This is a genomic window from Enterobacter cloacae complex sp. ECL72, assembly GCF_019056635.1.
In the GTDB taxonomy this organism is placed as follows: domain Bacteria; phylum Pseudomonadota; class Gammaproteobacteria; order Enterobacterales; family Enterobacteriaceae; genus Enterobacter; species Enterobacter hormaechei_C.
The window spans coordinates 317508-343527 of the sequence record NZ_CP077659.1; the positions used below are offsets into that span (position 1 = coordinate 317508).

The 26020-nt window shown below is 53.5% G+C and carries 25 protein-coding genes; 7 read left to right on the forward strand and 18 right to left on the reverse strand.

Annotated features, from left to right (window positions below; genetic code table 11):
- The first annotated feature begins 26 nt into the window (after positions 1-26).
- Entirely contained in the window at positions 27-1586 is a 1560-nt protein-coding gene (gene cueO / locus KTH07_RS01500) for a multicopper oxidase CueO (RefSeq protein WP_032620924.1), read from the forward strand.
- A gap of 87 nt (positions 1587-1673) precedes the next feature.
- Here the strand turns inward: cueO and KTH07_RS01505 are convergent, their stop codons facing one another.
- A complete protein-coding gene (locus tag KTH07_RS01505; protein WP_003856304.1) occupies positions 1674-4064 on the reverse strand; it encodes a glucose/quinate/shikimate family membrane-bound PQQ-dependent dehydrogenase in 2391 nt (796 codons plus the stop codon).
- Positions 4065-4270: 206 nt separating this feature from the next.
- Here KTH07_RS01505 and hpt point away from each other — a divergent pair, with 206 nt between their 5' ends.
- The gene (gene hpt, locus KTH07_RS01510; RefSeq protein WP_003856303.1) at positions 4271-4807 is read left to right on the forward strand and encodes a hypoxanthine phosphoribosyltransferase; all 537 of its coding nucleotides are present in this window, start codon (positions 4271-4273) and stop codon (positions 4805-4807) included.
- Positions 4808-4874: 67 nt separating this feature from the next.
- On the opposite strand, the gene can is transcribed toward hpt, so the two are convergent.
- Positions 4875-5537, reverse strand: coding sequence for a carbonate dehydratase (gene can / locus KTH07_RS01515; RefSeq protein WP_003856301.1), 663 nt, complete (start codon positions 5535-5537; stop codon positions 4875-4877).
- 107 nt (positions 5538-5644) lie between these two features.
- Between can and KTH07_RS01520 the strand changes: the two genes are divergently transcribed.
- The 4 genes from KTH07_RS01520 (at position 5645) to KTH07_RS01535 (ending at position 9195) form a co-directional block, all read left to right on the forward strand.
- On the forward strand, positions 5645-6571 hold the full coding sequence (locus KTH07_RS01520) for an ABC transporter ATP-binding protein (protein WP_023295928.1): 927 nt from the start codon (positions 5645-5647) through the stop codon (positions 6569-6571).
- A complete protein-coding gene (locus KTH07_RS01525; RefSeq protein ID WP_006810078.1) occupies positions 6568-7338 on the forward strand; it encodes an ABC transporter permease in 771 nt (256 codons plus the stop codon). Before KTH07_RS01520 ends, KTH07_RS01525 begins: the two co-directional genes overlap by 4 nt.
- Before the next feature lie 105 nt (positions 7339-7443).
- Positions 7444-7884 carry a PTS sugar transporter subunit IIA gene (locus tag KTH07_RS01530; RefSeq protein WP_015572698.1) on the forward strand — a complete coding sequence of 147 codons (441 nt, stop codon included), beginning with the start codon at positions 7444-7446 and terminating at the stop codon, positions 7882-7884.
- Between the two features lie 63 nt (positions 7885-7947).
- Positions 7948-9195 (forward strand): polysaccharide deacetylase family protein, encoded by a 1248-nt coding sequence (locus tag KTH07_RS01535; protein ID WP_032620926.1) that lies wholly within the window; start codon positions 7948-7950, stop codon positions 9193-9195.
- Between the two features lies 1 nt (position 9196).
- Here KTH07_RS01535 and KTH07_RS01540 read toward each other — a convergent pair whose 3' ends face one another.
- From KTH07_RS01540 to thpR, 16 genes are all read right to left on the reverse strand, one after another.
- Complete coding sequence (locus KTH07_RS01540) at positions 9197-10267, reverse strand: fimbrial protein StkG (protein ID WP_023303089.1); 1071 nt, start codon at positions 10265-10267, stop codon at positions 9197-9199.
- 11 nt (positions 10268-10278) lie between these two features.
- Positions 10279-10887 carry a fimbrial-like protein gene (locus tag KTH07_RS01545; RefSeq protein WP_023303090.1) on the reverse strand — a complete coding sequence of 203 codons (609 nt, stop codon included), beginning with the start codon at positions 10885-10887 and terminating at the stop codon, positions 10279-10281.
- A gap of 14 nt (positions 10888-10901) precedes the next feature.
- A complete protein-coding gene (locus KTH07_RS01550) occupies positions 10902-11465 on the reverse strand; it encodes a hypothetical protein (protein ID WP_015572702.1) in 564 nt (187 codons plus the stop codon).
- A 26-nt stretch (positions 11466-11491) separates the two neighbouring features.
- Positions 11492-12067 carry a fimbrial protein gene (locus KTH07_RS01555; protein ID WP_063162018.1) on the reverse strand — a complete coding sequence of 192 codons (576 nt, stop codon included), beginning with the start codon at positions 12065-12067 and terminating at the stop codon, positions 11492-11494.
- A 28-nt stretch (positions 12068-12095) separates the two neighbouring features.
- Positions 12096-14687 (reverse strand): outer membrane usher protein, encoded by a 2592-nt coding sequence (locus KTH07_RS01560; protein ID WP_063162019.1) that lies wholly within the window; start codon positions 14685-14687, stop codon positions 12096-12098.
- Positions 14688-14768: 81 nt separating this feature from the next.
- The gene (locus KTH07_RS01565; RefSeq protein WP_015572704.1) at positions 14769-15512 is read right to left on the reverse strand and encodes a fimbrial chaperone; all 744 of its coding nucleotides are present in this window, start codon (positions 15510-15512) and stop codon (positions 14769-14771) included.
- Positions 15513-15593: 81 nt separating this feature from the next.
- Positions 15594-16202 (reverse strand): fimbrial protein, encoded by a 609-nt coding sequence (locus KTH07_RS01570; protein WP_063162020.1) that lies wholly within the window; start codon positions 16200-16202, stop codon positions 15594-15596.
- A 277-nt stretch (positions 16203-16479) separates the two neighbouring features.
- On the reverse strand, positions 16480-16860 hold the full coding sequence (gene panD / locus KTH07_RS01575; RefSeq protein WP_003856284.1) for an aspartate 1-decarboxylase: 381 nt from the start codon (positions 16858-16860) through the stop codon (positions 16480-16482).
- A 32-nt stretch (positions 16861-16892) separates the two neighbouring features.
- Positions 16893-17744 (reverse strand): pantoate--beta-alanine ligase, encoded by an 852-nt coding sequence (gene panC / locus KTH07_RS01580; protein WP_217310873.1) that lies wholly within the window; start codon positions 17742-17744, stop codon positions 16893-16895.
- A gap of 11 nt (positions 17745-17755) precedes the next feature.
- Positions 17756-18547: a 3-methyl-2-oxobutanoate hydroxymethyltransferase gene (panB, locus tag KTH07_RS01585; protein WP_023303094.1), complete on the reverse strand. Its 792-nt coding sequence runs from the start codon at positions 18545-18547 to the stop codon at positions 17756-17758.
- Between the two features lie 123 nt (positions 18548-18670).
- The gene (gene folK / locus KTH07_RS01590; protein ID WP_023303095.1) at positions 18671-19150 is read right to left on the reverse strand and encodes a 2-amino-4-hydroxy-6-hydroxymethyldihydropteridine diphosphokinase; all 480 of its coding nucleotides are present in this window, start codon (positions 19148-19150) and stop codon (positions 18671-18673) included.
- Positions 19147-20544 carry a polynucleotide adenylyltransferase PcnB gene (pcnB, locus tag KTH07_RS01595; RefSeq protein WP_026080645.1) on the reverse strand — a complete coding sequence of 466 codons (1398 nt, stop codon included), beginning with the start codon at positions 20542-20544 and terminating at the stop codon, positions 19147-19149. The genes folK and pcnB overlap by 4 nt, the downstream gene beginning before the upstream one ends.
- Before the next feature lie 43 nt (positions 20545-20587).
- Positions 20588-21478, reverse strand: coding sequence for a tRNA glutamyl-Q(34) synthetase GluQRS (gluQRS, locus tag KTH07_RS01600; protein WP_023303096.1), 891 nt, complete (start codon positions 21476-21478; stop codon positions 20588-20590).
- A gap of 59 nt (positions 21479-21537) precedes the next feature.
- Positions 21538-21993 (reverse strand): RNA polymerase-binding protein DksA, encoded by a 456-nt coding sequence (gene dksA, locus KTH07_RS01605; protein WP_001155232.1) that lies wholly within the window; start codon positions 21991-21993, stop codon positions 21538-21540.
- A 176-nt stretch (positions 21994-22169) separates the two neighbouring features.
- Positions 22170-22874, reverse strand: coding sequence for a DNA/RNA nuclease SfsA (gene sfsA, locus KTH07_RS01610; RefSeq protein ID WP_017694492.1), 705 nt, complete (start codon positions 22872-22874; stop codon positions 22170-22172).
- Positions 22864-23418 (reverse strand): RNA 2',3'-cyclic phosphodiesterase, encoded by a 555-nt coding sequence (gene thpR, locus KTH07_RS01615; RefSeq protein WP_003856249.1) that lies wholly within the window; start codon positions 23416-23418, stop codon positions 22864-22866. The genes sfsA and thpR overlap by 11 nt, the downstream gene beginning before the upstream one ends.
- A 73-nt stretch (positions 23419-23491) precedes the next feature.
- On the opposite strand from thpR, the gene hrpB reads away from it, so the two are divergent.
- The gene (gene hrpB / locus KTH07_RS01620; RefSeq protein ID WP_032620933.1) at positions 23492-25921 is read left to right on the forward strand and encodes an ATP-dependent helicase HrpB; all 2430 of its coding nucleotides are present in this window, start codon (positions 23492-23494) and stop codon (positions 25919-25921) included.
- Positions 25922-26020 lie beyond the last annotated feature (99 nt).

The following is a 26020-nucleotide window of genomic DNA, read 5'->3' on the forward strand; positions in this document are numbered from 1 at the left end:
CGCCTGCTGGAAATAAGGAAATGCACATGCAACGTCGTGATTTTTTAAAATTTTCTGCCGCACTGGGGGTTGCCAGCGCGTTACCTCTCTGGAGCCGCGCCGTTTTTGCCGCCGACAGACCGGCTTTACCCATTCCTGAATTACTCGCCGCAGATGCCCGCAGCCGCATTCAGCTTGTGGTGCAGGCCGGTAAAACCACGTTCGGTCAGCACGCCGCCACGACGTGGGGCTATAACGGCAATCTGCTCGGCCCGGCGTTGCAGTTACGCAAAGGGAAGGCGGTGACGGTAGACATTCATAACACGCTTGCGGAAGAGACCACGCTGCACTGGCACGGGCTGGAAGTCCCGGGCGAAGTGGATGGAGGGCCTCAGGGCATTATCAGGCCTGGTGGTAAACGCAGCGTAACCTTTACTCCGGAACAACGCGCGGCGACCTGCTGGTTCCACCCGCATCAGCATGGCAAAACGGGCCATCAGGTGGCGATGGGGCTGGCCGGCCTGGTGCTGATTGAAGACGATGAAAGCCGCCTGCTGCGCCTGCCGAAACAGTGGGGAATCGACGATGTCCCGGTGATTGTGCAGGACAAAAAATTCAACGCTGACGGGCAAATTGACTATCAGCTGGACGTAATGAGCGCGGCGGTAGGCTGGTTTGGCGATACACTCCTGACCAACGGCGCGATCTACCCGCAGCATGCCGCGCCAAAAGGCTGGCTGCGCTTACGTCTGCTTAACGGCTGTAACGCCCGCTCGCTGAACTTCGCCACCAGCGATAAACGCCCGCTTTACGTGGTGGCAAGCGACGGCGGCCTGCTGCCGGAGCCGGTGAAGGTGAGCGAGCTGCCGATGCTGATGGGGGAGCGCTTCGAGGTGCTGGTGGATATCAGCGATGGCAAAGCGTTTGACCTGGTGACCCTGCCGGTCAGCCAGATGGGGATGGCCGTTGCGCCGTTTGATAAGCCGCATCCGGTCCTGCGCATTCAGCCGCTACAGATCACCGCCTCCGGTACGCTGCCGGAGACCCTCACCACGCTGCCAGCACTCCCGTCGCTGGACGGGCTTACGCAGCGTAAACTTCAGCTTTCTATGGACCCGATGCTAGACATGATGGGCATGCAGGCGCTGATGAAGAAGTACGGCAATCAGGCCATGGCGGGAATGCATCACGGCCAGATGATGGGCCATATGAATATGGACCACGGTAAAATGGGCGGCATGGATCACGGCGGCCATGGTTTCGATTTCCACAACGCCAACCGCATCAACGGCAAAGCGTTCGATATGAACACGCCCATGTTCGCCGCCACGAAAGGGCAGTTTGAAAGCTGGGTGATTTCAGGCGAAGGCGACATGATGCTGCACCCGTTCCATATCCACGGCACGCAGTTCCGTATTCTGTCTGAAAATGGTAAAGCGCCGGAGGCGCATCGTGCGGGCTGGAAAGATACGGTGAGGGTGGAAGGCGGCGTCAGCGAGGTGCTGGTGAAGTTTGACCACGAGGCGCCGAAAGAGTTTGCCTATATGGCCCACTGTCATCTGCTGGAGCATGAAGATACGGGGATGATGCTCGGTTTTACCGTATAAAAAAAAGCCGGGTGGCGGCTTCGCCTTACCCGGCCTACATAGGGCACCCGTAGGCCCGGTATGCGTTAGCGCCACCGGGCTTTTTCATTACTTAGCGTCGTCAGGCAGTGCATACGCGACAATATAGTCGCCCATCTTCGTGCCAAACGAACCGTGACCACCCGCAGAGATGACAACGTACTGCTTGCCATTCACTTCATAGGTCATCGGCGTTGCCTGTCCACCGGCTGGCAGACGGCCTTGCCACAGTTTCTCACCGTTGGTCATGTTGTACGCGCGCAGGTAGTTATCTGCGGTTGCCGCGATGAACAGCACGTTACCGGCGGTGGAGATTGGGCCACCCAGCATTGGCATACCCATATTGAAAGGCACTGGAACAGGCATCGGGAACGGCATGCTGTCCTGTGGCGTACCAATACGTTTCTTCCAGACGATCTTGTTGGTCTTCAGATCCAGACCGGAGATGTAACCCCAGGCAGGCTGTTTACACGGCAGACCGAACGGAGAAAGGAACGGATTCAGGGTCACACCATAAGGAACGCCATACTGCGGCTGGATACCGGCTTCGGTACCGCTGCCTTTCGCATCTTTCGGCTGCTCCATTGGGTTACCCGGACCACGAGGGATCAGGCGGGAAACGAACGGCAGCGCCATTGGGTTAGCGATGGCGACCTGACGGTTAGGGTCAACGGAGATCCCACCCCATTCGAACATCCCCAGGTTACCCGGGAAGACCAGCGTACCCTGCTCTGACGGCGGGGTGAAAATCCCTTCGTAGCGCAGCTGGTGGAACATCACGCGGCATACCAGCTGGTCAAACATGGTGGCACCCCACATGTCTGCACCGCTGAGATCTTTCTTCGGACGGAAGCTCAGGTCAGAGAACGGCTGCGTTTTGGTGACGTAGTCGCCTTTGGCCGCACCCTGCGGAACCGGTTTTTCCGGCGCAGGAACAACCAGCTTACCGTTGCTACGATCAAGCACGAAGATGTTACCGGTTTTCGCCGGGGCGTAAATCACCGGTACGGTTTTACCGTTAACGGTAATGTCCGCCAGCGTCGGCTGGGACGGCATATCCATATCCCACAGATCGTGGTGAACGGTCTGGTAGCTCCATGCCAGTTTACCGGTTGTTGCGTTCAGCGCCACGATGGAGCTGGCGTAACGTTCCTGCTCCGGCGTACGGTTACCGCCCCAGATATCCGGCGTGGTCACGCCCATCGGCAGGTAGACCAGGTCCAGCTTCGCGTCATACGCTGCCGGTGCCCAGGAGTTCGGTGAGTTAAAGGTAAAGGTGTGTTCATCCGATGGGATCGCGTTAGGATCTTTCGCGCCCGGGTCGAAGGCCCACAGCAGTTTACCGGTGTTCACGTCGAAACCACGGATAACGCCGGAGGTTTCACGGGTAGAGAAGTTATCCGTTACCGAACCGGCAATCACGATGGTTTTGTCGGTGATGATTGGCGGGGAGGTCGGCTCATACAGGCCCGGCGTGGTGTCCGGCATGTTGGTCTGAAGATTCAGAATGCCTTTATTGGCGAAGGTTTCGCACAGCTTGCCGGTCTCAGCGTTAATGGCAAACAGGCGGCCATCGTTCACCGGCAGCATAATGCGGCGAGGACAGTCGGCAATGACTTCCGGGCTGGCATTATCGGCGCGCGCTTCGTGGTAAGAGACGCCGCGGCAGGTAATGTGCTGGAACGACGGGTTGGAGTTCAGCTGTGGATCAAAGTGCCATTTCTCTTTACCGGTAGCCGCGTCGAGCGCGAACAGACGCTGGTGCGCCGTACACAGGTAGAGCATGTTGCCCACTTTAATTGGGGTCACTTCGTTGGTCAGCTCACCCGGATCGTTTGGCATCTTCAGGTCGCCGGTACGGAATACCCAGGCTTCCTTCAGGTTTTTCACGTTGTCCGCGTTGATCTGCTTCAGCGGGGAGTAGCGTTGACCTTCCTGGTTACGACCATAAGCAGGCCAGTCACCGTCCGCCACCTGCGAAATAGCCGCAGCCGGCGTGGATTCCGCGTTCAGCGTACCGTTGATCTCCTGCGGGTCGTTAAAACCGGCCCAGGTCAGGATGCCGCCACTAATCAGCAGGGCAACGACCAGACCGGCCACGGCGCCACTGGAAGGGACGATCAGACGACGCCAGACAAACGGCAGGATCAGCCAGATACCGAAGAAGACCAGAATGTCGCTGCGCGGCGTCAACGCCCAGAAGTCGAACCCGACTTCCCAGACGCCCCAGATCATGGTTGCGAGCAGTAACGCTGCGTACAGCCACAGAGCAGATTGTTTTCTGCGTAAAAGCAGGACGGTTACGCCAACCATAACCAGACCCGCAATCGGGTAGTACCAGGAGCCGCCAATCGCGACCAGCCATACGCCACCGATTAACAAATACAGCGCGCAGAATGCGGCAAACGCGGCTGTTAATGTCACCAGTAGACGCGGCTGTTTAGTTTTTGTTTCAGCCATAGAAAAGTACTCGTCAGTTTTGTTAATTATTTGCTAGCAATTAATTATAGGTATTAACAACTGTGATCGGAATCACAAATATTGCTTTTTATAACTCATACGCCAGGCTTATCCATTTACTGGTATAATGGCTGGCTTGCGTATCGATGCCGGAGCGAGAGTCATCCGCATTGAGAGATTTTCACTAAAATCATTTGGTTAGTAATATGAAACATACTGTTGAAGTGATGATCCCGGAAGCCGAGATCAAAGCGCGTATCGCCGAACTGGGTCGTCAAATCACCGAACATTACAAGGACAGCGGCAGCGAAATGGTGCTGGTCGGTCTGTTGCGTGGCTCTTTCATGTTCATGGCAGACCTGTGCCGTGAAGTGCAGGTGCCGCACGAGGTCGATTTTATGACCGCCTCCAGCTACGGCAGCGGCATGTCCACAACCCGTGATGTGAAAATCCTGAAAGATCTGGATGAAGATATTCGTGGCAAAGATGTGTTGATTGTTGAGGACATCATCGACTCCGGCAACACGCTCTCTAAAGTGCGTGAGATCCTGAGCCTGCGTGAACCAAAATCACTGGCGATTTGTACTCTGCTGGATAAGCCTGAGCGCCGTGAAGTGCAGGTGCCGGTGGAGTTCGTTGGTTTCTCCATCCCGGACGAATTCGTGGTGGGTTACGGCATTGATTACGCGCAGCGTTATCGCCATCTGCCGTATGTTGGGAAAGTAGTGATTCTGGACGAATAATTGCGGGCTGATGCCCTCACCCCAGCCCTCTCCCACAGGGGAGAGGGTGAAAACACCCCCGGCTTTGTTATTTATGGTTAACGTGCTTAAGCTTGAGGTTGGCAATTCCCGAGCGGTAACGCTGTTCCAGCGTTTCGCGGTTGGTGGCGGTCACTTCCAGATTGCGTAGCAGGCCGTCGTGAATACCGTACGCCCAGCCGTGGATGGAGACCTTCTGTCCGCGTTTCCAGGCAGACTGCATAATCGTCGAGTGGCCCAGGTTATAGACCTGCTCCATCACGTTCAGCTCACACAGCGTGTCGAGACGGCGCTCCTGCGGCATTTCGCCCAGCAGTGAGCTATGTTTGAACCAGATATCACGGATGTGCAGCAGCCAGTTATCGATTAACCCCAGCTCTGTATTTTCGACCGCCGCCTGTACGCCGCCGCAGCCGTAGTGGCCACAAATAATGATGTGCTCAACCTCCAGAACGTCAACGGCATACTGAACAACCGAAAGGCAGTTGAGATCGGTATGAATAACGAGGTTAGCAACATTGCGGTGAACAAACAGTTCGCCCGGTTCAAGACCGGTCAGACGTTCGGCGGGGACGCGGCTGTCGGAACATCCAATCCAGAGAAAGCGCGGGTTCTGCGCCTGTGCCAGTTTTCCAAAAAATCCGGGGTCTTCCTCCACCAGCATTTTTGACCATAGTGCATTGTTGCTGATGAGTGTATCTATGTCGTTCATGGAGGTTAGCGACCTGTAACCAAGTGATTGCGTTGCGCTACTATAGGGTAACCCGACTTTTAATGAAACCACACAACGTGTGTCAGAACTTAAGGTAAGTTGAATTCATGGCGATTGCACTGGAGCTTGAACAGCTCAAAAAAACCTACCCGGGGGGCGTCCAGGCGCTGCGCGGGATAGATCTTAAAGTCGAAGCGGGAGATTTCTACGCGCTTCTGGGGCCGAACGGGGCGGGAAAATCGACCACCATCGGGATTATCAGCTCGCTGGTCAATAAAACGTCTGGCCGCGTTAGCGTGTTTGGCTACGACCTGCAAAAAGACGTGGTCAACGCCAAGCGCCAGCTGGGGCTGGTGCCGCAGGAGTTCAACTTCAACCCGTTCGAGACGGTACAGCAGATTGTTGTTAACCAGGCGGGTTACTATGGCGTTGAGCGCAAAGAGGCGCTTGAGCGCAGCGAAAAGTATCTCAAACAGCTTGACCTGTGGGAGAAGCGTAACGAGCGCGCGCGGATGTTGTCCGGGGGGATGAAGCGCCGCCTGATGATTGCTCGCGCGCTGATGCACGAGCCAAAGCTGCTCATCCTCGATGAACCGACCGCTGGGGTGGATATTGAACTGCGTCGTTCCATGTGGGGCTTCCTGAAGGATCTGAACGACAAAGGCACCACCATCATCCTGACCACACACTACCTGGAAGAGGCGGAGATGCTGTGCCGCAATATCGGCATCATTCAGCACGGTGAGCTGGTGGAAAACACCTCAATGAAGAACCTGCTCTCCAAGCTGAAATCAGAGACCTTTATCCTCGATCTGGCGGCGAAAAGCGCCCTGCCGAAGCTGGAGGGGTATAACTATCGCCTGGTCGATACCTCGACGCTGGAGGTAGAAGTGCTGCGCGAGCAGGGGATCAACAGCGTGTTCTCCCAGCTGAGCACGCAGGGCGTTCAGGTATTAAGCATGCGTAACAAAGCGAACCGACTGGAAGAGCTGTTTGTCTCTCTGGTGCACGATAAACAAGGAGACAAGGCATGACGCATCTTTACTGGGTCGCGCTGAAAAGCATCTGGGCGAAAGAGATTAACCGCTTTATGCGCATCTGGGTGCAAACCCTGGTGCCGCCGGTGATCACCATGACGCTCTACTTCATCATTTTCGGCAACCTGATTGGCTCCCGCATTGGTGAGATGCACGGCTTTACCTATATGCAGTTTATCGTGCCGGGCCTGATCATGATGGCAGTGATCACCAACGCTTACGCGAACGTGGCGTCCTCATTCTTCAGCGCCAAGTTCCAGCGTAACATTGAAGAGCTGCTGGTGGCGCCAGTGCCGACGCACGTCATTATCGCCGGTTACGTGGGCGGTGGCGTGGCGCGCGGGCTGTGCGTGGGTATTCTGGTGACGGCGATTTCGCTGTTCTTCGTGCCGTTCCAGGTGCACTCGTGGCTGTTCGTGGCGCTCACGCTATTGCTGACGGCGATCCTGTTCTCACTGGCCGGCTTGCTGAACGCCGTGTTCGCCAAAACGTTCGATGACATCAGCCTGATCCCGACCTTCGTGCTGACGCCGCTGACCTATCTGGGCGGGGTGTTCTACTCCCTGACGCTGCTGCCGCCGTTCTGGCAGGCGCTGTCGCACCTGAACCCGATTGTCTATATGATCAGCGGCTTCCGCTTTGGTTTCCTCGGCATTACCGATGTCCCGCTGTTCACCACCGTTGTGGTGCTGGCGGTATTTATCGTGGCGTTCTATCTGCTGTGCTGGTATTTGATCCAGCGTGGACGTGGGCTGCGTAGCTAATCTTCTGCCCGGCGACGTTCTGTTTGCCGGGCACTTTCTTTGACAGTTATCACCGTAAACTAACCTTCACCTGGATAAACTACTCGCCTGCTAAGGAGAGACGATATGCTGGGATGGGTTATCACCTGCCACGATGAAGAGGCACAGGAAATGCTCCTGAAGCTGGAGGCCCGATTTGGCCCTCTGGCGCAATGTCGTGCGGTAAATTACTGGCGAGGGCTGAGCACCAATATGCTAAGCCGGATGATGTGCGACGCGCTGCATGAAACCGACACCGGTGATGGCGTGATTTTTCTCACCGACAGATCGGGCGCGGCGCCTTACCGTTCAGCGGCGTTAATGAGCCATAAGCATGATAACTGTGAAGTAATCTCCGGTATCAGCCTGCCTTTACTCGAAGCGATGTATCCGCTGCGCGCAACGTTGAGTAGCGCTGAGTTTCGTCACGCCATTGTGGCGCAGGGCTCGCCGGGCGTGAGCAGCCTGTGGCACCAGCAGCAGAAGAATCCGCCTTTCGTTCTGCTTCACGATCTGTATAAGCATTAAACATTGGTATTGATGTCGCTTTTGCTACAATGGCGACTGATTTTCCGTATCGATTTATATCCCATGCTCATGCGCGTTATCTTTATCCTTCTGCTACTGGTCTCCGGTGGTGCGTCTGCCAGCCTGACCAGTCAGCAAGGCCTTCCTGCCCAATATATGCAAACCACCGAAGATGCGGCCATCTGGGCGCAGGTGGGAAATGCCGTCGTGAACGTGGGCAATGTCCGCGCCGGGCAGATCCTCGCCGTCTTTCCGGCCGCGGCGGATTACTATGAATTTCGTTTCGGATTCGGTACGGGGTTTATTGATAAAGAGCACCTGGAAAAAGTGCAGGGTAAGCAACGCGTTGAGGATAGTCTGGGCGATCTGAACAAGCCGCTCAGCAATCAAAACCTCATCACCTGGAAAGACACGCCGGTGTATAACGCCCCCAGCAGCGGAAGCGCGCCCTTTGGCACCTTAAGCGCCAATCTTCGCTATCCGATTCTGAATAAGCTGAAAGATCGCCTGAACCAGACCTGGTTTCAAATTCGCATCGGCAATCGTCTGGCGTGGATCAGCAGCCTGGATGCACAGGAAGATAACGGACTGCCGGTTCTGACCTACCACCATATCCTGCGTGATGAAGAGAACACCCGTTTTCGACATACCTCCACGACAACCAGCGTACGTGCGTTTAATAATCAGATGGCCTGGTTACGCGATCAAGGCTATACCACGCTGACAATGTACCAGCTTGAAGGGTACGTGCGTAACAAGATGAACCTCCCCGCGAAAGCGGTGGTGATCACTTTTGATGATGGCCTGAAATCGGTGAGCCGCTACGCGTATCCGGTGCTGAAAGAGTATGGCTTCAACGCGACGGCGTTTATTATCTCATCCCGCATCAAAGGTCACCCGCAGAAGTGGGATCCCCGATCGCTACAGTTTATGAGCGTTCAGGAAATCAAGGGCATCCAGGATGTGTTCGACATTCAGTCTCACACCCACTTTCTGCATCGCGTGGATGGGTATAAGCACCCCATCTTATTGAGCCGCAGCTATCACGTGATCCTGTACGATTTTGAACGCTCACGGCGTGCACTGGCGCAGTTCAACCCGCGCGTGCTGTATGTTTCGTACCCGTTTGGCGGGTATGACAATAAAGCGATTAAAGCCGCGAATGATGCCGGTTTTCATCTGGCAGTGACAACGGTGAAGGGGAAGGTGAAGCCGGGGGATAATCCGTTCTTACTGAAGCGACTGTATATTCTGAGAACGGATTCGCTGGAGACGATGTCGCGGCTGATCAGCAATCAGCCGCAGGGGTAGGTTATTCGTACGTGGTCTGAATGGTCACGGTGGTACCGAAAACACCGACGGTTACCGGATCGCTACCGGTTTTGACCAACGTGGCCCAAAGTGATCTGTCAATAATACTAACAGGATCCCCAACAATCTCTCCTATAGCGATGACTCGTTGATAACTGTCTGCCGGCACGGGGTAATGATCATTTTCAGAATCCGTAATCATGACGCCGACGCCTCCTGCCGCAGTAACACCACCTGTATTCTCGACGGTATTGGTAAAATATTTTTTATCTGCGGTGGTATGTGTGGAGGATAACGTATAGTAAACAGCGGTTGTATTTACACATGTACCCGTAACATGGAACTCGACTTTGCTGGTATTCCCGTTTTCGACTTCTGCGGGATACCAGTCACCAAGATTTACCGTTGTGGGCGCACGTAAGACACAGGTCGGGCGATTTAATGGAATGCTAAATGACATCTCGGACATATTTACCAGAGGGCGTGGATGATCGTCTATTGCTGAATCCGGATCGCCAAGGACAATTTGTCCGATAGGACCGCTGCTTGCGGTCAAGAAATCCTCGTCAAGAGGAATACCTACAAATCCGTTTGTTTGCCAGAATTCCATGCGAACATGCCACGTTTTGCCATCCACGGCACCTTCATTATCATGGTCGTTGCCGGTAAGGTAGAACGCATTCGCATTGGGTGGAAACCAGGCCGTTACGCCGTTGCCATCAGGGTAAAATGCCAGCGTGTAGACTATCCCCGGAACGTTTGTCCTAAACGTGGCTTTTCCATCAATCTCTCCAATATGCATGGCATTGTTTGTCATTTGATAAACGTTTTCACCGTCGTCACCAACAGCACAATGTGATGACAATGATGGTGTCGTCTCCATAATTATCGTGTTGCTGATCTGTACAGGTGTCGTTACCGTCCCAACGGGCAGGGGAGTAATAACCGGTTGTGTACCCGGAGACATGATGAGCAGCGTGTCATTGCTGTTAAATTTGCATTCTAATGCCGCATGCGTTGTGCTACTAATTCCGAGCATCACGAGAGCTAATATAGTGAGATATTTTTTCATCCTAAATCCCTTTATTCGTAGCTGACATTAACCAGAACATTACTCATAACCACACCGCTGGTGATCGTTCCAATATTCTGATAACGTGCGTAAAAGCCATAATCCTTTATATAGTTCTCACTACTTCCACCGACATCGTAAATAACGTTTGATGTCCCGTCGCTGTTCAGGACGTTAGTTTTGAACGTATCTGAAAAAATAACGATACCCACATTTTCAGCCGCACCGGCTGTGGCATCGTTTTTAAACACCTGGTTGTGATTACTCCAGAAACCATTTTGCGGAGCAAAACTAAATTTTAGTTTGTTAATCGTTGCGCCTTCTGTACTGCTCGCATAGCAGTCATCTACGTGGATGGTAAAAGGCGTTCCAGCTTCATCATCGTTTGGCGATAAACGATCGCTCTTGTCGCTGTTATAAAACCAGTCTCGTGACACGGTCGGCAAAGTGATCTCTCCGCCGTTTTCGACGCTTAGCCGACAGGTATTATTAACGATGTTTGCTGTCAGGTTTACATCCATACCTGAACCTGCCTGGCTTACGCCAGGCAGAGTGCTACCAGCCAGACCGATAAGCAACACAAGACCGGGCTGGTGTAAATTAAACGGTGATTGTTGCATAATGGTTCCTGGAATTATTGATAGGTGACTGTGAAGGTTACTGGCGCAGTAACGGCACCTGTGCCAACATCGGCAATATTTCTGTCTTTCGCAATCACAATGCGTGAGTTCATCGGGAATTCCCCTACACCGTCAGCAATGGTGACCTCCTGTGCCGCCGGAGGCCTTTTGCAACTCAACATTACGCCAGTATCTACAACTCCTGACCAGATTTCGAAGCCTGTTGCTAACCCAGCAGAATAAGAATCTCCGTCCGTTTTCGGACCCGAGCATCCCCCACCTGCACCACTCGCTGCGGCTACCGTTGCCTTAGTTACACCAGAGCAGTTTGTAAAGGCAATTTTTAACGGCTCGACACGAGTCTTATTTACCAGATCGGTTTTATATACGTCGCCAAACGCAATTTCAGTGGACGCAGTTCCTGCACCGTTAAGCACTTTTGCTGTACACGTGCCCGAGACTATTTTTGATTTTATCGTTAATTTAACACTGTCAGTACCTGTAATTGCTGCGTTTGCCATTCCCGAATACAGAAGTGCAGAAACGGACAGGGCGATAAAAGTAGATTTAAATTTCATAATGTTGCTCCGTTTTCCTGCACCAATTACTCGTAGCTAAATTCAAAAGTCGCAGTAGCCTCAAAATCACCAACTGTCATGCTATTAACTTTGGTTTCACGTATTGTGGCTACTAAAGGAACTTCTTTATTCTGGATTTCTGTTGCACTCCAGACCAGTCGCTTAGCATCATCGTCAGAGTTGATGATAAAAGGGGCCTCCGGTGCGCTGGCTCTGGCAATTTCAACAGCAGAGAAATCTGCGCCTCCATCGGCTTTTGGTTTTTGATTAACAAGGCCGCTAAGCAAATAACCCGATTGGCTTCCTTTTACCGTGGCTTTCAGTGAGATCAGAGAGGCCGGGCATTCAACAATCACAATTTTGAAATTGGCATTTGCGGTGCCAGCTTTGACATCGTCGAGACGCACCTGGCCGCCGTTACCAATGAGCAGTGTTTGATCCGTATCGGAACCCGTACCGCCCATCAGTTTCATATCACAAGTGGTTTCACGGATATTGGCCGTAAAGTTAACATCGAGATTCGTGCCCTCGGCGAGCGCCGAACCTGATAACGCCAGCATCGTTACGGCAACGACTGACAGGCTATAAAGATTTTTTTTCATACAAACTCTCGTCTATTTTCCCGAATAATTACATCTGGCACACTTGATTGCTGAGCACCGTTGTAAGTCCTACTTTTTGAGCATGTGATGAGACGTTATAATGCACGTCACATTTACTGTCTTTATCGCTTCCCCAGACAACATGAAGCTTGCCTTCATCCTCAACGCCGCGGACATAGGCTTGCCCCGCCTGTCCCACGGTGCCAATAGATTCATTTTTTTCATTTAAAACATCAGCGCCTAAAGGAATAAATCCGTTATCGGTGCGCTTAAGTTCTAAAATTAATGAACGACCTTCATCGGTTGCAAAATCAACCAGCACAACGGAACCACTGCGGGGAACCGTAATTTCACTGGTGTTTTTAATTTCAACGTCGTTTTCCAGCGTGCTGATATCAAGGTATACGCGGTTTTCACGGTAGGCAGACATATAAGGCAGAATGCCATAGCCGGAACTGCCTATTTCGCTGTTACCAAAGCCGATACCGGCGCCTTTCGCACCACTCGCTTTGACCAGTGCCAGCGCATCGTTGTCACCAATACTCCCTGGCGCAAATGCAATACCTCCTGAATGGATGACCATGCCACCGTTATAGGAGGCAGAATATTGTTTACTGTTGTCATCACCAAAAGAGGCAGATAACCCCAGCGGGCCATATTCACTGTTATAGGACCCGTAGCCGCTTATCTGATTCAGGTCACCATAATTACCACTGTTTGACGAGGCGCTAACGGAATAACTCACCTTATTATCTTGCGTATTTCCACCCGCGGACGTGTTAAAGCTTGTGCCGCCTTTAAGGTCGGAACGTAATCCCATATTGATGTTTGAGAATCCACCGGCATTCCCTCTATCTTTTGAGAATACACTTAATGGAATGCTTAGGCTTAAATAAACGCTATCGTCTTTCTTGCCGTTCTGATCATAGGTTCGCTGTAATGACAAGCTGTAGCTGCCGTAGGTGAAGCTATTGTTATACCCAATATTGTAATTGGAAGTAGAGCCCGTCGCGTTCCAGTAATCCTGCCAGGTGCCGCTTACATACAGGGAGCCAAAATTGTCTTCTCCGGAGGTTAGCGGTTGGTTAAGACTAATTTGCACCTGGTTTTTGGTGCGCTGATAGTCTGCATATAGCGCTTCGTTTGAGTCATAGCTACGGTTTGAGTACTTCTGGTGCCTAATACTGTCCTGAAGTTGCGCCGCATCGTTAAGCGTCAGGTAGTCTTCCGTCGAGAAACGATAAGCCGCAACGTTAAAGGAAGTATTCGTCGACTCAATCATTTTGCTGTAGGTTAAACGATAACTTTGCCCGCTTAATTTATCCAGCCCCTCAATATCTGCATAAGATTGCGTAACGTCGAATGCAAACGCACCAACAGGGGTGTTCATTGCCACGCCGAGAATACCGGCATAAAAATCCATGTCGGTATATTGCGCGCCAATATAACCCGTGAACGTATTATTCAGGCCATAGTAAAGCGTACCGTAACCCACTTTAGGCGCATCAATCAGTGAATCGTCATTTAATTCACCTAAACCGACGTCCCAGCGAGAGGCTCCCGGACGGAGCATCTGCGTGACGGATGAAAAGGGTACGGTAAAGGAGCGTTTGCTGCCATCCGCTTCTTCAATCGTTACCAGTAAATCATTTCCGTAACCTGTGGTACTCAGGTCGTTTATTTCAAACGCGCCTGGTGGCACCGAGGTTTCATAAATCTTATTGCCGCTCTGCGTGACGCTGACCTTCGCGTTACTGTTCGCGACACCCCGAATGACAGGCGCGTAGCCTGTGGACCCCATTGGCAACATGCGATCGTCACTGTACATGCGTGCGCCGCGAAGGCTCATAGAGTTAAATGCCTCGCCACGCGTGTAAGAGTCGCCGATGACAAACTGGGCACTCAATGGTGTAATATCGCGCTGCAAATAGACATCCTGACTGGAGTATTTTGTGCCGCTATCTTTGTCCCAGTTAAAATTGCCACGCGAGCGCAGGCGCCATGGCCCCATATTCAGACCATAGCGTAACCCTACATATGCACTTTCTGATGTACTGCCGTTGTTCTCGCTACGCCAGCCGTTCATGTCATAAGAGAGCAGAGCGGCAGGAATCCCGTTATCCCACAACGATGGATCGACATAGCCCGCCGGGCGTTTCAGCACATAAATCTGGGGAAAATTAAAATCCATAGCCTGCTTGCCACTGTCATAGCTAACCGTAGCGCCAGCGAAAGATTTTTTAATATCGACGCAGGTTTCATCGTCTTCCGGTCCGTCAGGCAATGTGCTGGTGTCGACACCCGATTGTGACAGCAGCAGTTTTGTTATGCACGGGGTCGCACGAGGTGTTCCGTTATCTTTAAACGTGACCTCCACGGTGGACTTCAGTTTACCGTTCAGGTTGATCTTAGTGCGATAGGTCCCCGGTAAAACCGGGTTGCCATGTGAAAAACGATTAATATCAATATTAGCGCTGCCATTTAAAAGAAATTGATCGTTAAACTCGACCTCTTCTTCATTATCAGGCAGATCTTTTGCTGGCGTGATATTTTCTGCACAGGCATAAAAAGGCAATGCTGCACTTATCGTAAGACATAAAAGAGAACGTTTAAATAACATGGCACATCCACTTAATCAGTGCAGAGAGGGTGCTCTCCACAGAGTTAATGCTATTAATTATTATATGTATTAAAGGGTGCTCTATTTTAGTCCCGCTTCGTGATGGTCTGTGCCGCCATAGTCATTAATAGAATCAAACTCTACTTTACCATTTACGGCAGAAGCTAAACCTTTAACCGTCATTGTGGTATCACTGAACGGTGGAACGGCCTTATGATCAACGTCGTATGTTTTTTGACTGGCTTTAATGGTTACCGCCGAAACGGAGACGTTATACGGTGAATTATTATGGGCAACAAGCTTAACCGCGTTTCCTTCTTTTTTCTGCGTCCATGTCAAATGCTCAGCTGCTTCACCTGCCGAGCCTTTTAACCCGTCAGGACGGTAAAAGAATTTAATACGTGTTCTGAATGCCAGCTGAAGCTGGTTAAGATTCTCTTTATCCGCAGCTTTTGATTTTGGTGGAATCTCCAGGACATTGAACCAGAAAAGCGATTCACGATCCTGTGGTAAAGGTGTACCTGTGTAGGTAATACGTACGGATTGGCCTTTTTTCGGGTCAATACGGGATACTGGAGGGGTAATGATAAAAGGAAGCTTTAACTCTTCCGGATTTACGCCATCACGCCCATCATCAAGCCAGGTTTGAACCAAAAGCGGTTTGGTTCCATGGTTATCGAGATTAACAACAACATCCTTCGATGACTGTGGATAGATAATACGGGTGCCGGAAATAACAATATCCGCACTTGCATTCGATGTGGCCAAAACGGCAGTTGCGAGCAATACGGCTTGAAAACTTTTAATGAAGACTGAATGAGACATTTTTTCCACTTCCTTTTGGAATTACACAAGCAATCCCTCATTCATCATGAAGGATTGCTTAATTTAAAGTTTACGAATCTCTTATTCGTAAATCATGGTGAAGGCAACCTGTGCCTGCACGGTACCAGCAGAAACTGGATTACTTGTTGCATCCCAACCCTGACCCTGGGTGTACGCTACGCGGTAGTACAGGTTTCCTGCGCCAGAAGTTTCATCGATGGTTGCTTTCTGGGAGTTGTTAGTCTGGTCAATTTTGATCTGATCGGTAGCTGAGTTACCGTCGTTTGACAGCACCAGGTTAACGTTCTTAGCTGAACCCTGAGCATTGCTTGGTGGAACCAGCAGACCGCCTTCGGTAGAAGAGGAGCCAGCCCAGGAAGAGAACTGTGCAGATGCTTTCTTCACAGTTGCGGTATCACAACCGGTCAGTGAAAGGCTGAATTTCTTTTCACCCAGGGTGCTGGTGCTACCCAGTGCGTTTGCGAAATCACGCACAAATACAGTGTCCAGAGTCACGTCAAAATCGTTACCGTTCTGATCGATTTTCTGGTCAAGGGAGACCTGGCAAGTATTGTTAGAAACCATGCCGTGGAAAGTAATAGTGCCGGTGTGAGGATCTGCTGCTACCGCTGAACCCGCAGCCAATACGCTTGCCATAGCAATTGCCAAACCATATTTTTTAGAAATCATTTAAATATCCATATTCGTTGAGTGAATAATAAGTGCCCGTAAAGCTTTTATTTGAAATTAAATTTCGTGGCGAATTATATTGTTAATCTCAATGAAATATAGATGTTGTGCGTGATTTAAACTAAATGAATAGTTTAGTAAATTTAAAATTATTTGTTATCAATGTGATGGGATTGTCTGGTTGTGCGGGGAGAGTTTGAATATTAATTCTATAAATGCTTTTTAAAGACCCATTCATTTAATAAATGCGCAGGAATGGGTCGTGGGATAAATATTATCAGGCAACCTGTACCGGAATCGCCTTCGCGGTACGTTTCATCTCATTGTCGCCTTCAAAGTAGGCTACTTTTGGCTGCCAGCGACGCGCTTCTTCGTCAGACATCATGACAAAGCTGGCGATAATCACGATATCGCCTACGTCCGCGCAGTGCGCCGCCGCACCGTTGACGGAGATGATTTTGGACCCGCGCTCAGCGGCAATGGCGTAGGTAGAGAAGCGTTTGCCGTTATTTACGTTCCAGATATCAATGGCTTCGTTTTCGAGAATACCCGCCGCGTCGAGAAAATCCTGGTCGATCGCGCAGGAGCCTTCATAATGCAGGTCGGCCTGAGTGACTTTCACACGGTGAAGTTTACCTTGCAGCATTTTGCGAATCATTACGTTTACCTTTCATCTTCCGGGTAGAAAAACTACGCCAGCTCAACCACTTTGTTATCGATAAGGCGGGCCTGGCCGAGCCATGCCGCCACCAGAATTACCGCACGTTTGCTGGTCTCTGTAAGTGCCAGAAGCGTATCGGCATCCCGAATTTGAACGTCGTCAGCACGAAGACCTTTCTCGTTCAGCGCCTTTTCAGCCAGGGCGATAATCTCTTCTGCTGTTAACTCTTTTGCCAGCAGTTGCTCTGCCATCGTATTCATGACTTTGCTTAAGCCCGGCGCAATTTTACGCTGTTCGGCGGTCAGATAGCCGTTACGGGAACTGAGCGCCAGGCCATCTTTCGCGCGTACAATCGGCACGCCGACGATCTCGATGTCGTAGCCCATGTCGGCAACCATTTTGCGGATCAGCGCCAACTGCTGGAAATCTTTCTCGCCAAAGCAGGCGATGTCCGGCTGCACCAGGTTAAACAGCTTGCTGACGATGGTGGAGACGCCACGGAAATGGCCCGGGCGGCTGGCGCCCTCCAGCATGGTCGAAATACCCGGCACGTCGACGTAGGTCGATTCAGTGGTACCCTTGGGATACACATCTGCGGGTGCCGGTGCGAAGACGATATCCGCATGACGTTTTTTGAGCTTCTCGCAATCTTCCTGCAAGGTACGTGGGTAGCGCGCCAGATCGTCTTCGCGATCGAACTGCATCGGGTTAACGAAGATACTAACTACCACGATATCTGCCCGGGCTCTCGCTTCATCGACCAGCTTCATATGGCCATCGTGCAGGTTGCCCATGGTTGGGACAAGGGCGATACGTTTACCTTCCTGACGCGCCCGACGAATATGCTGACGCAGCAGCGGCAGGGTTTCTATGATTAGCACACCTGGACTCCTTAATGGAAACTGTGTTTTTCGCCCGGATAAACGCCGGACTCAACCTCGGCAATATACTGCCGCACAGCAGCACGCATGTCGCCTGCTTCTGACAGGAAATTTTTAGCAAATTTTGGAATATGGCCGCCGGTGATCCCGAAGGCGTCGTGCATGACCAGAATCTGGCCATCGGTGACGTTACCCGCACCGATGCCGATCACCGGAATCGACAGCGCCTCAGTGATACGCTTAGCCAGCTCAACCGGCACACACTCCAGCACCAGCAGCTGCGCGCCCGCGGCTTCCAGCGCCACGGCATCATCAAACAGCGTCTGCGCCGCATCGCCTCGGCCCTGCACCTTATATCCGCCAAAGATGTTGACCGACTGCGGCGTCAGCCCCAAATGACCACAAACCGGCACGGCGCGGTCGGTGAGCATTTTCACCGTATCGACCAGCCAGGCGCCGCCTTCGATTTTGACCATATTGGCGCCGGCGCGCATCACTGTCGCCGCATTTTCGAAGGCCTGCTCCGGGGTGGCATACGCCATAAACGGCAGATCGGAAAGCAGCAGGCAGGCGGGGGCACCCCGGCGCACGGCGCGGGTATGGTAAGCAATATCCTCGACCGTGACCGGCAGAGTGGAATCATGTCCTTGTACCGTCATCCCTAACGAGTCTCCGACCAGCATGACGTTGATCCCTTCTTCGGCAAACAGTTTTGCGAAGCTGTAGTCATACGCGGTGATAGTGGCGAAGCGTTTTTTTTCCTGTTTGCATTTCTGCAATAAGGAGATGGTGGTTGGTTTCATACTGTTTCCTGATGGCCCAAAAGCGAATCTTTGCGCATTCTAACAGTAACATTTGAGGGAACAATGATTTTAGGCAATCGATTAACCGCAAATAATGAATGGTTAATCGATGCGGAGGCGGGATTACCAGCGGGCCGGTTTATCCGCGTTGAGATTTTGCAGAACGGCTTGCAGCGAGGAGCCGTCAGGGAAGGTGAGATCGGGCGCGACTTCAAACAGCGGCCAGAGCATAAACCCGCGGTTTTTCATGTCGTAATGCGGAACGGTGAGGCGTTCGGTGTTAATCACCTCGTGACCGAAAAGCATAATATCGAGATCGAGCGTGCGCGGTCCCCAGCGTTCGGCTTTGCGGACACGACCCTGCTGTAGCTCAATACACTGGGTATTATCCAGCAGCGTTTCTGCGTCAAGGGTCGTTTCCAGCACCACGGCGGCGTTCAGATAATCAGGTTGATCCTGCGGGCCGAGCGGCGGCGTACGGTAAAATGAGGACAGCGCGACAATGCGGCTTTGGGGGATCTCTCCCAGGGCCTGCACGGCAGCGTTAACCTGCTCCAGCGGAGAGGCCAGATTGCTGCCGATGGCGATATATGCAAGGGTCATGCCGTACCTTCACGACGCGGTGCGCGCTTGCGCGGGCGACGGTGACGACGGCGCGGTGCCGGTTCATCATCCAGATCCGTAAGCATATCTTTCTGCTCCGGTGGCGCAGAAACCTGAAACTCGCCCCACCACTGCGCCAGGCGCTGTAGTTCCGGGTTCCTTTCCACTTCAGCACGCAGAGAGAGCAGATCGAACGCGGCGCGGAACTTAGGATGCTCCATCAGCTTCCAGGCGCGTTTACCCTGACGGCGGGACATACGCAGCTGAAGCTGCCAGATATCACGCACCAGCGTAGTAATACGTTTCGGGATCGCCAGCGTGCGACAGCCTTCGTCCAGCACGTCGTTTGCCGCCAGCGCGAACGCATCATAATAGGCGAGACCGCTCTCCTGGGTAATGCGCTGCGCCGTTTCCAGCAGCGGATACCAGAACATGGCCGCGAACAGGAACGCCGGATTCACGCGCATATCGTTATGAATACGGGTATCGGTGTTCTTCAGCACCTGCGCAATTATCCGCTCCATTGCGCTGTCACCGTTTTCGGTGAAGTAGCGGGTAATGGTCGGGAACAGCGGCTGGAACAGGTTGTACTCACGCAGCAGGTTGTAGGTTTCAAACCCGTAGCCTGCCTGGAGCAGCTTTAACGACTCCTCAAACAGACGGGCAGGGGGCACGTCGTTGATCAGCGTCGCCAGGCGCGGGATCGGCTCTGCGGTTTCCGGGCTGATACGCATGTTCAGCTTGGCGGCGAAACGCACAGCGCGCAGCATTCGGACCGGATCTTCGCGATAGCGTGTTTCCGGCGTGCCGATCAGGCGAATCAGACCGTCTTTCAGATCCTGCATACCGCCGACGTAATCGCGCACGGTAAAATCCGCCACGCTGTAGTAAAGACTGTTGATGGTGAAATCGCGACGCTGAGCATCTTCTTCAATAGAGCCGAAGATGTTGTCACGCAGCAGCATGCCGTTTTGGCCGCGCTGGGAAGTCGTGCGATCGTTAACGCCCGCTTCGTGGTGACCGCGGAAGGTCGCCACTTCAATAATTTCCGGTCCAAACATCACGTGCGCCAGACGGAAACGGCGGCCAACCAGACGGCAGTTGCGGAATAATTTACGCACCTGCTCAGGCGTGGCGCTGGTCGTCACGTCGAAATCTTTTGGTTTTTTGCCCAGCAGTAAATCGCGCACCCCGCCGCCGACGAGATAGGCCTCGTAGCCTGCTTTATTCAGACGATAGAGCACCTTGAGGGCATTTTCACTGATATCTTTGCGGGAAATATTGTGCTGCTCACGCGGAATGACCGACATGTGTGGCTGTGCAATAGCGTCGTTCGCCATGCTCTCTTCGCGGCTCAGCACTTTACGGCAAAAATTAGCGACTCGGGTAAAAATAGTACACCTCGTAGTGTGTTTTGTTATCAAAAAAAGCGGCTAATCATAGCTCAGCGCAACGCATTTGAGAATGCTGGATTTTTGGCACGGCCATAAGCGTCCAGTCAGCAATGGCCGTTTTCAGCAATTCATCCAGACTCAGATCCTGCCATTCCTGCGTTACATTCTGGTTGAGAAATCGCAGCGCGTCGATCAAAACCGGGCGCGGATCGCCGTCAGGCAGCGCCGGGGCATGATTCTGTTTCGATAGCTTATTTCCCTGTTCATTGACTGCCAGCGGCAGATGGATGTAATCCGGCACCGCCCAGCCAAACTGCTGGTAAAGCGATATTTGCCGCACGGTAGGCTCAACCAGATCCGCCCCGCGCACGATTTCCGTAACGCCCTGGAAATGGTCATCGATAACCACCGCCAGGTTATAGGCAAACAAACCATCACGACGGTGAATAATAAAATCTTCACGCGCCAGGCGTTCATCCGCCTGAATTGTTCCTGAGAGTACGTCGGTAAACTGCGTCACCGGAGAACGCTGTATCAGCCGTACGGCGGCATTCTCAGGACCGTTGTGCCGCGTACGGCAGTGGCCGTCATAAACGCCACCTACGCTCTGAATACGCGCCCGCGTGCAGGTGCAGTTATAGGAAAGGCCCTGTTCAGCAAGCCACGCCAGACGTTCACGGTAGGCATCATGGCGTTGAGACTGCCAGAGTACGTCGCCGTCCCAGTGAAGACCGTAATGTTCCAGCTGACGCAGAATAGTGTCTGCTGCACCGGGAACTTCACGTGGAGGATCGATATCTTCAATGCGGACCAGCCATTGACCCTGGCGGGCGCGAGCCTGTAGGTAGCTGCCGAGCGCGGCAATTAATGAGCCGAAGTGTAATTCACCGGAGGGAGATGGCGCAAAGCGCCCGATATAGTGAGATTCAGACATATCAACGGTAACAAGGCGGGAGAGACTCCCGCCTTAGCTGAGTAGTGAGAGGGCAGGCGTTAGCCGGCCATCTGTTTTTCGCGGATTTCTGCCAGCGTTTTACAGTCGATGCACAGATCGGCTGTTGGACGCGCTTCCAGGCGACGAATACCGATTTCAACACCGCAGGATTCGCAGTAGCCAAAATCTTCGTCCTCGACCTTCTTCAGCGTTTTTTCGATCTTTTTGATCAGTTTGCGCTCGCGGTCACGGTTACGCAGTTCGAGGCTGAACTCTTCTTCCTGAGCGGCACGGTCGACCGGGTCCGGGAAGTTAGCAGCTTCATCCTGCATATGTGTAACGGTGCGATCGACTTCATCCCTGAGTTGATTACGCCATGCTTCAAGAATACGCTTGAAGTGCGACAGCTGGGCTTCGTTCATATACTCTTCGCCCGGCTTCTCTTGATACGGCTCCACCCCAGCGATGGCGAGAATACTCAGGGACGATGTTTTACGGTTTTGCCCTTCTTGCATGTTGCTTCTCCTTAACACGCACTATCGATCCCCGTGTTGGGGGAAAAATCAGGTCGCTATAAATAGCAGATGCTTTTCCGTATGGCAATTATCTAAACGTAACACTTGACAACCCTGTGAGGAAAAGCGTATTTGCGCACGCGGCCAGAACACTTATTAGTCAATCGTCTAATCCCTTATAAGACAATGGGAAGAGAGGATCTCAGAGTCATATTATCGGCAGAAAGTTCCGCTTTATAGGCGAAAATCTCTACCCCCTGCTTTTGTGCCTCATTCAACAATTGCGCGTATTTAGGATCAATATGACGGGCCGGGGAAAACCGTTCAATGGCTGAATGCAGAACCGCAAACAGCAACACGGCGCGCTTGCCCGCCGCCGCTACACTCATTAGCTCTCGCAGATGCTTCTGGCCACGTAGCGTTACCGCATCCGGAAAGAAGCCGTTTTCCTGTTCCGCTAACGTCACTGATTTCACTTCAATATAGCACTCAGGGCGGTCTTCCGCCTGTAACATAAAATCAATTCTGCTGCCTTCATCGCCATATTTCACTTCGCTTTTTTGCGTGCCGTAACCCACCAGTTCAGGAAGCATTCCATTTGTCAGGGCTTCCTTAACCAGCTGATTTGCGCGCAGGGTATTCACGCAAATAAATGCCCCGCTTTGCGTCTCGGTCATTTCCCAGGTATGAGGATATTTGCGTTTAGTATTTTCTGATGTGGAATACCAGACCGTGTCACCCGGCGTGGCGCAACCGGTCATGGCGCCGGTGTTAGGGCAGTGCAGCGTGAGCGTTTCGCCCTCAGGGGTGATCACGTCAGCGAGAAAGCGTTTGTAACGCTGGATCAGCGTGGCGGGCTGGAGTGCAGGGCTAAACTTCATCAGGATTCCTTAACGTGTCGCCCAGCGTCCAGCGCTGAAGCGGAGTATAGCGGGTGCGTCCTTGTACAAAGGCAGATTCGTACAGCGCAAATTCATTCACCTGAAAGGACCAGTGAAAGCCCGGTGGCGGGATGGCAACGGCCTGACCCGCATCGCGCAGCAGGGTAATGTGGGGATGAAACGGCTGCGGGCTCTGATAACAGCCGCTGCGCGCGGCCTGCGCCCGCAGCATGTTGGCGAGCTGTAGCAGTCCGCGAGGGGGCTGCCGCGTCCCCAGCCAGACCACCCGAGAGCGCAGCCATTGCCCGGCATCGTCAAGATGCAGCGTAAACCCCGGCTGCGAAATGCGTCCGGCCATTGCGCTTAACGCGCGCTGCTTTTCAGCGCTTACTTCACCAAGAAAGGCTAACGTCAGGTGCATATTGGCGGCGACGACGGGGCGGCCCGCTTCTGCGGGGAAGTGGCTGGCGCGCCAGCGAACAATCTGCCGTTGAAGCGTGGTGGGTAATTCAATGGCGAAGAATAGCCGTTTTGACTCAGACATGCGCAAGACTCGGTAATGATATGCGCCGATGCTACAATGTACGCCGATTAATGTTAACCCTCTGGAGCCGTAAGTGTCCTCTTTGCCCGTCGCCGTCGTCCTTCCTGAGCTACTCGCAGCCTTAGAACATGCGCCACAGGTTTTGCTCAGCGCGCCCACCGGAGCGGGTAAATCCACCTGGCTGCCCCTGCAAATTCTGCGCGAGGGGAGCATCAGCGGGAAAATTATCCTGCTGGAGCCGCGCAGGCTGGCGGCGCGCAATGTGGCGCAGCGCCTGGCTGAACTGCTGAATGAAAAACCGGGCGAGACGGTAGGGTACCGGATGCGCGCCGAAACCTGCGTTGGACCGTCCACGCGGCTGGAGGTGGTCACCGAAGGTATTCTCACCCGTATGCTGCAAAACGATCCGGAGCTGACCGGCGTCGGGCTGGTGATCCTTGATGAATTTCACGAGCGCAGCCTCCAGGCCGATCTGGCCCTTGCGCTGCTGCTCGACGTTCAGCAGGGGCTGCGCGACGACCTTCGGTTGCTGATTATGTCGGCGACGCTGGATAACGAGCGGCTCCGGCAGACGCTCCCTGACGCGCCGATGATCTCCTCTGAAGGGCGTGCGTTCCCGGTCGAGCGCCGCTATCAGCCGCTGCCTGCCCATCAGCGTTTTGACGAAGCGGTTGCCATCGCCACCGCCGAATTGCTCCGTCAGGAACCCGGCTCGCTGCTGCTGTTTTTACCCGGCGTAGGCGAAATCCAGCGCGTACAGGAGCAGCTGGCATCCCGGGTGAACAGTGACGTTATGCTGTGCCCGCTCTACGGCGCGCTGCCGTTGGCTGACCAGCGCAAGGCGATCCTTCCCGCACCGGCGGGGCAGCGCAAAGTGGTGCTGGCAACCAATATCGCGGAAACCAGTTTGACCATCGAAGGCATTCGCCTGGTGGTGGACAGTACGCAGGAGAGGGTGGCCAGTTTTGATCCGCGTACCGGGCTGACCAGGCTACTGACGCAGCGCATCAGCCAGGCCTCAATGGTGCAGCGCGCAGGGCGAGCAGGGCGTCTTGAGCCGGGTATTTGCCTGCATTTAACCAGCGCCGAGCAGGCGGAGCGTGCGGCATTGCAGAGCACGCCTGAGATTTTACAAAGCGATCTCTCCGGGCTGGTGATGGATCTGATGCAGTGGGGCTGCCCGGACCCTGACCAGCTCACCTGGCTTAATCCTCCGCCTGTCGTGAACCTTTCCGCCGCGCGCAGCCTGCTGACCCAGCTTGGCGCGCTGGAAGACGAGCGACTGACGGCGCGCGGTCAGAAAATGGCGGCGCTGGGCAACGATCCGCGTCTGGCGGCAATGCTGGTGGCAGCACAGGGCGACGATGAAATTGCCACGGCGGCAAAACTGGCGGCTATTCTTGAGGAGCCGCCGCGCGGTGGCAGCAGCGATCTGGGACAGGCCTTTTCTCGCCATCAGGGAAACTGGCAACAACGCGCGCAGCAGCTGTGTAAACGCCTGAATTGCCGGGGCGGTTCGCCTGACAGCGATAAAGTTATCCCTCTGCTGGCCCAGGCCTTCCCGGACAGGATCGCGCGCCGTCGCGGGCTGGATGGTCGCTATCAGCTGGCAAATGGGATGGGCGCGATGCTGGACAGCGATGACGCCCTGACGCGTCACGAATGGCTGATCGCGCCGCTCTTGCTCCAGGGCAGCCATTCCCCGGACGCGCGTATTTTACAGGCGGTTGCCGTGGATATTGACGCCCTGACGCGTGCCTGCCCGCAGCTGCTTCAGCAATCTGACATCGTGGAATGGGATGATGCCCAGGGCACGCTGAAGGCGTTACGTCGTAGCCAGATTGGCAAACTGACGCTCGGGACGAAACCGCTGGCGAAGCCGTCGGAGGAAGAGTTACACCAGGCGATGCTGAACGGCATTCGGGAAAAAGGGCTGAGCGTACTGAACTGGACGCCGGAGGCCGAACAGTATCGCATTCGCCTGCATTGCGCCGCGAAGTGGCTGCCGGAACAGGGGTGGCCAGCGGTGAATGATGAGACGCTGCTCGCGACGCTTGAACAATGGCTGTTGCCGCAGATGAACGGCGTACACTCGCTGCGCGCCCTGAAGGCGCTTGATGTTAAGGCAGCGTTACAGAATTTACTGGACTGGTCGTTACGTCAACGTCTGGATAGTGAACTGCCTGGGCATTACACTGTGCCAACCGGGAGCCGGATTGCCATTCGTTATCATGAGGATAATCCGCCGGCGCTGGCGGTTCGGATGCAGGAGATGTTTGGTGAGGCCACCACGCCATCCATCGCTGAAGGGCGCGTGCCGTTAGTGCTTGAGCTGCTTTCGCCTGCGCATCGTCCCTTGCAGATCACCCGCGATCTGGGGGCGTTCTGGGCGGGGAGCTATCGTGAGGTGCAGAAAGAGATGAAAGGGCGATATCCCAAACACGTCTGGCCGGACGATCCGGCGAATACCGCGCCGACACGGCGCACGAAGAAATATTCGTAATGGATCGAAAAGGGGAGTGCGGCCTGATGCCCTCACCCCGGCCCTCTCCCATGGGGAAAGGGAGAAACAAACTTTGAGAGATTTCTTCTTTCACTGACC

Bases quoted from the DNA above. Each gene is read 5' to 3' on its own strand.
- KTH07_RS01550 (WP_015572702.1), bottom strand. From the start codon at position 11,465: ATGAAATTTAAATCTACTTTTATCGCCCTGTCCGTTTCTGCACTTCTG.
- KTH07_RS01545 (WP_023303090.1), bottom strand. From the start codon at position 10,887: ATGCAACAATCACCGTTTAATTTACACCAGCCCGGTCTTGTGTTGCTT.
- panB (WP_023303094.1), bottom strand. From the start codon at position 18,547: ATGAAACCAACCACCATCTCCTTATTGCAGAAATGCAAACAGGAAAAA.
- gluQRS (WP_023303096.1), bottom strand. From the start codon at position 21,478: ATGTCTGAATCTCACTATATCGGGCGCTTTGCGCCATCTCCCTCCGGT.
- KTH07_RS01565 (WP_015572704.1), bottom strand. From the start codon at position 15,512: ATGTCTCATTCAGTCTTCATTAAAAGTTTTCAAGCCGTATTGCTCGCA.
- KTH07_RS01530 (WP_015572698.1), top strand. From the start codon at position 7,444: ATGCTGGGATGGGTTATCACCTGCCACGATGAAGAGGCACAGGAAATG.
- KTH07_RS01520 (WP_023295928.1), top strand. From the start codon at position 5,645: ATGGCGATTGCACTGGAGCTTGAACAGCTCAAAAAAACCTACCCGGGG.
- can (WP_003856301.1), bottom strand. From the start codon at position 5,537: ATGAACGACATAGATACACTCATCAGCAACAATGCACTATGGTCAAAA.
- panD (WP_003856284.1), bottom strand. From the start codon at position 16,860: ATGATTCGCAAAATGCTGCAAGGTAAACTTCACCGTGTGAAAGTCACT.
- KTH07_RS01525 (WP_006810078.1), top strand. From the start codon at position 6,568: ATGACGCATCTTTACTGGGTCGCGCTGAAAAGCATCTGGGCGAAAGAG.
- folK (WP_023303095.1), bottom strand. From the start codon at position 19,150: ATGACCCTTGCATATATCGCCATCGGCAGCAATCTGGCCTCTCCGCTG.
- dksA (WP_001155232.1), bottom strand. From the start codon at position 21,993: ATGCAAGAAGGGCAAAACCGTAAAACATCGTCCCTGAGTATTCTCGCC.
- KTH07_RS01570 (WP_063162020.1), bottom strand. From the start codon at position 16,202: ATGATTTCTAAAAAATATGGTTTGGCAATTGCTATGGCAAGCGTATTG.
- KTH07_RS01505 (WP_003856304.1), bottom strand. From the start codon at position 4,064: ATGGCTGAAACAAAAACTAAACAGCCGCGTCTACTGGTGACATTAACA.
- KTH07_RS01560 (WP_063162019.1), bottom strand. From the start codon at position 14,687: ATGTTATTTAAACGTTCTCTTTTATGTCTTACGATAAGTGCAGCATTG.
- KTH07_RS01540 (WP_023303089.1), bottom strand. From the start codon at position 10,267: ATGAAAAAATATCTCACTATATTAGCTCTCGTGATGCTCGGAATTAGT.
- sfsA (WP_017694492.1), bottom strand. From the start codon at position 22,874: ATGAAGTTTAGCCCTGCACTCCAGCCCGCCACGCTGATCCAGCGTTAC.
- thpR (WP_003856249.1), bottom strand. From the start codon at position 23,418: ATGTCTGAGTCAAAACGGCTATTCTTCGCCATTGAATTACCCACCACG.
- cueO (WP_032620924.1), top strand. From the start codon at position 27: ATGCAACGTCGTGATTTTTTAAAATTTTCTGCCGCACTGGGGGTTGCC.
- KTH07_RS01535 (WP_032620926.1), top strand. From the start codon at position 7,948: ATGCTCATGCGCGTTATCTTTATCCTTCTGCTACTGGTCTCCGGTGGT.
- hpt (WP_003856303.1), top strand. From the start codon at position 4,271: ATGAAACATACTGTTGAAGTGATGATCCCGGAAGCCGAGATCAAAGCG.
- KTH07_RS01555 (WP_063162018.1), bottom strand. From the start codon at position 12,067: ATGAAAAAAAATCTTTATAGCCTGTCAGTCGTTGCCGTAACGATGCTG.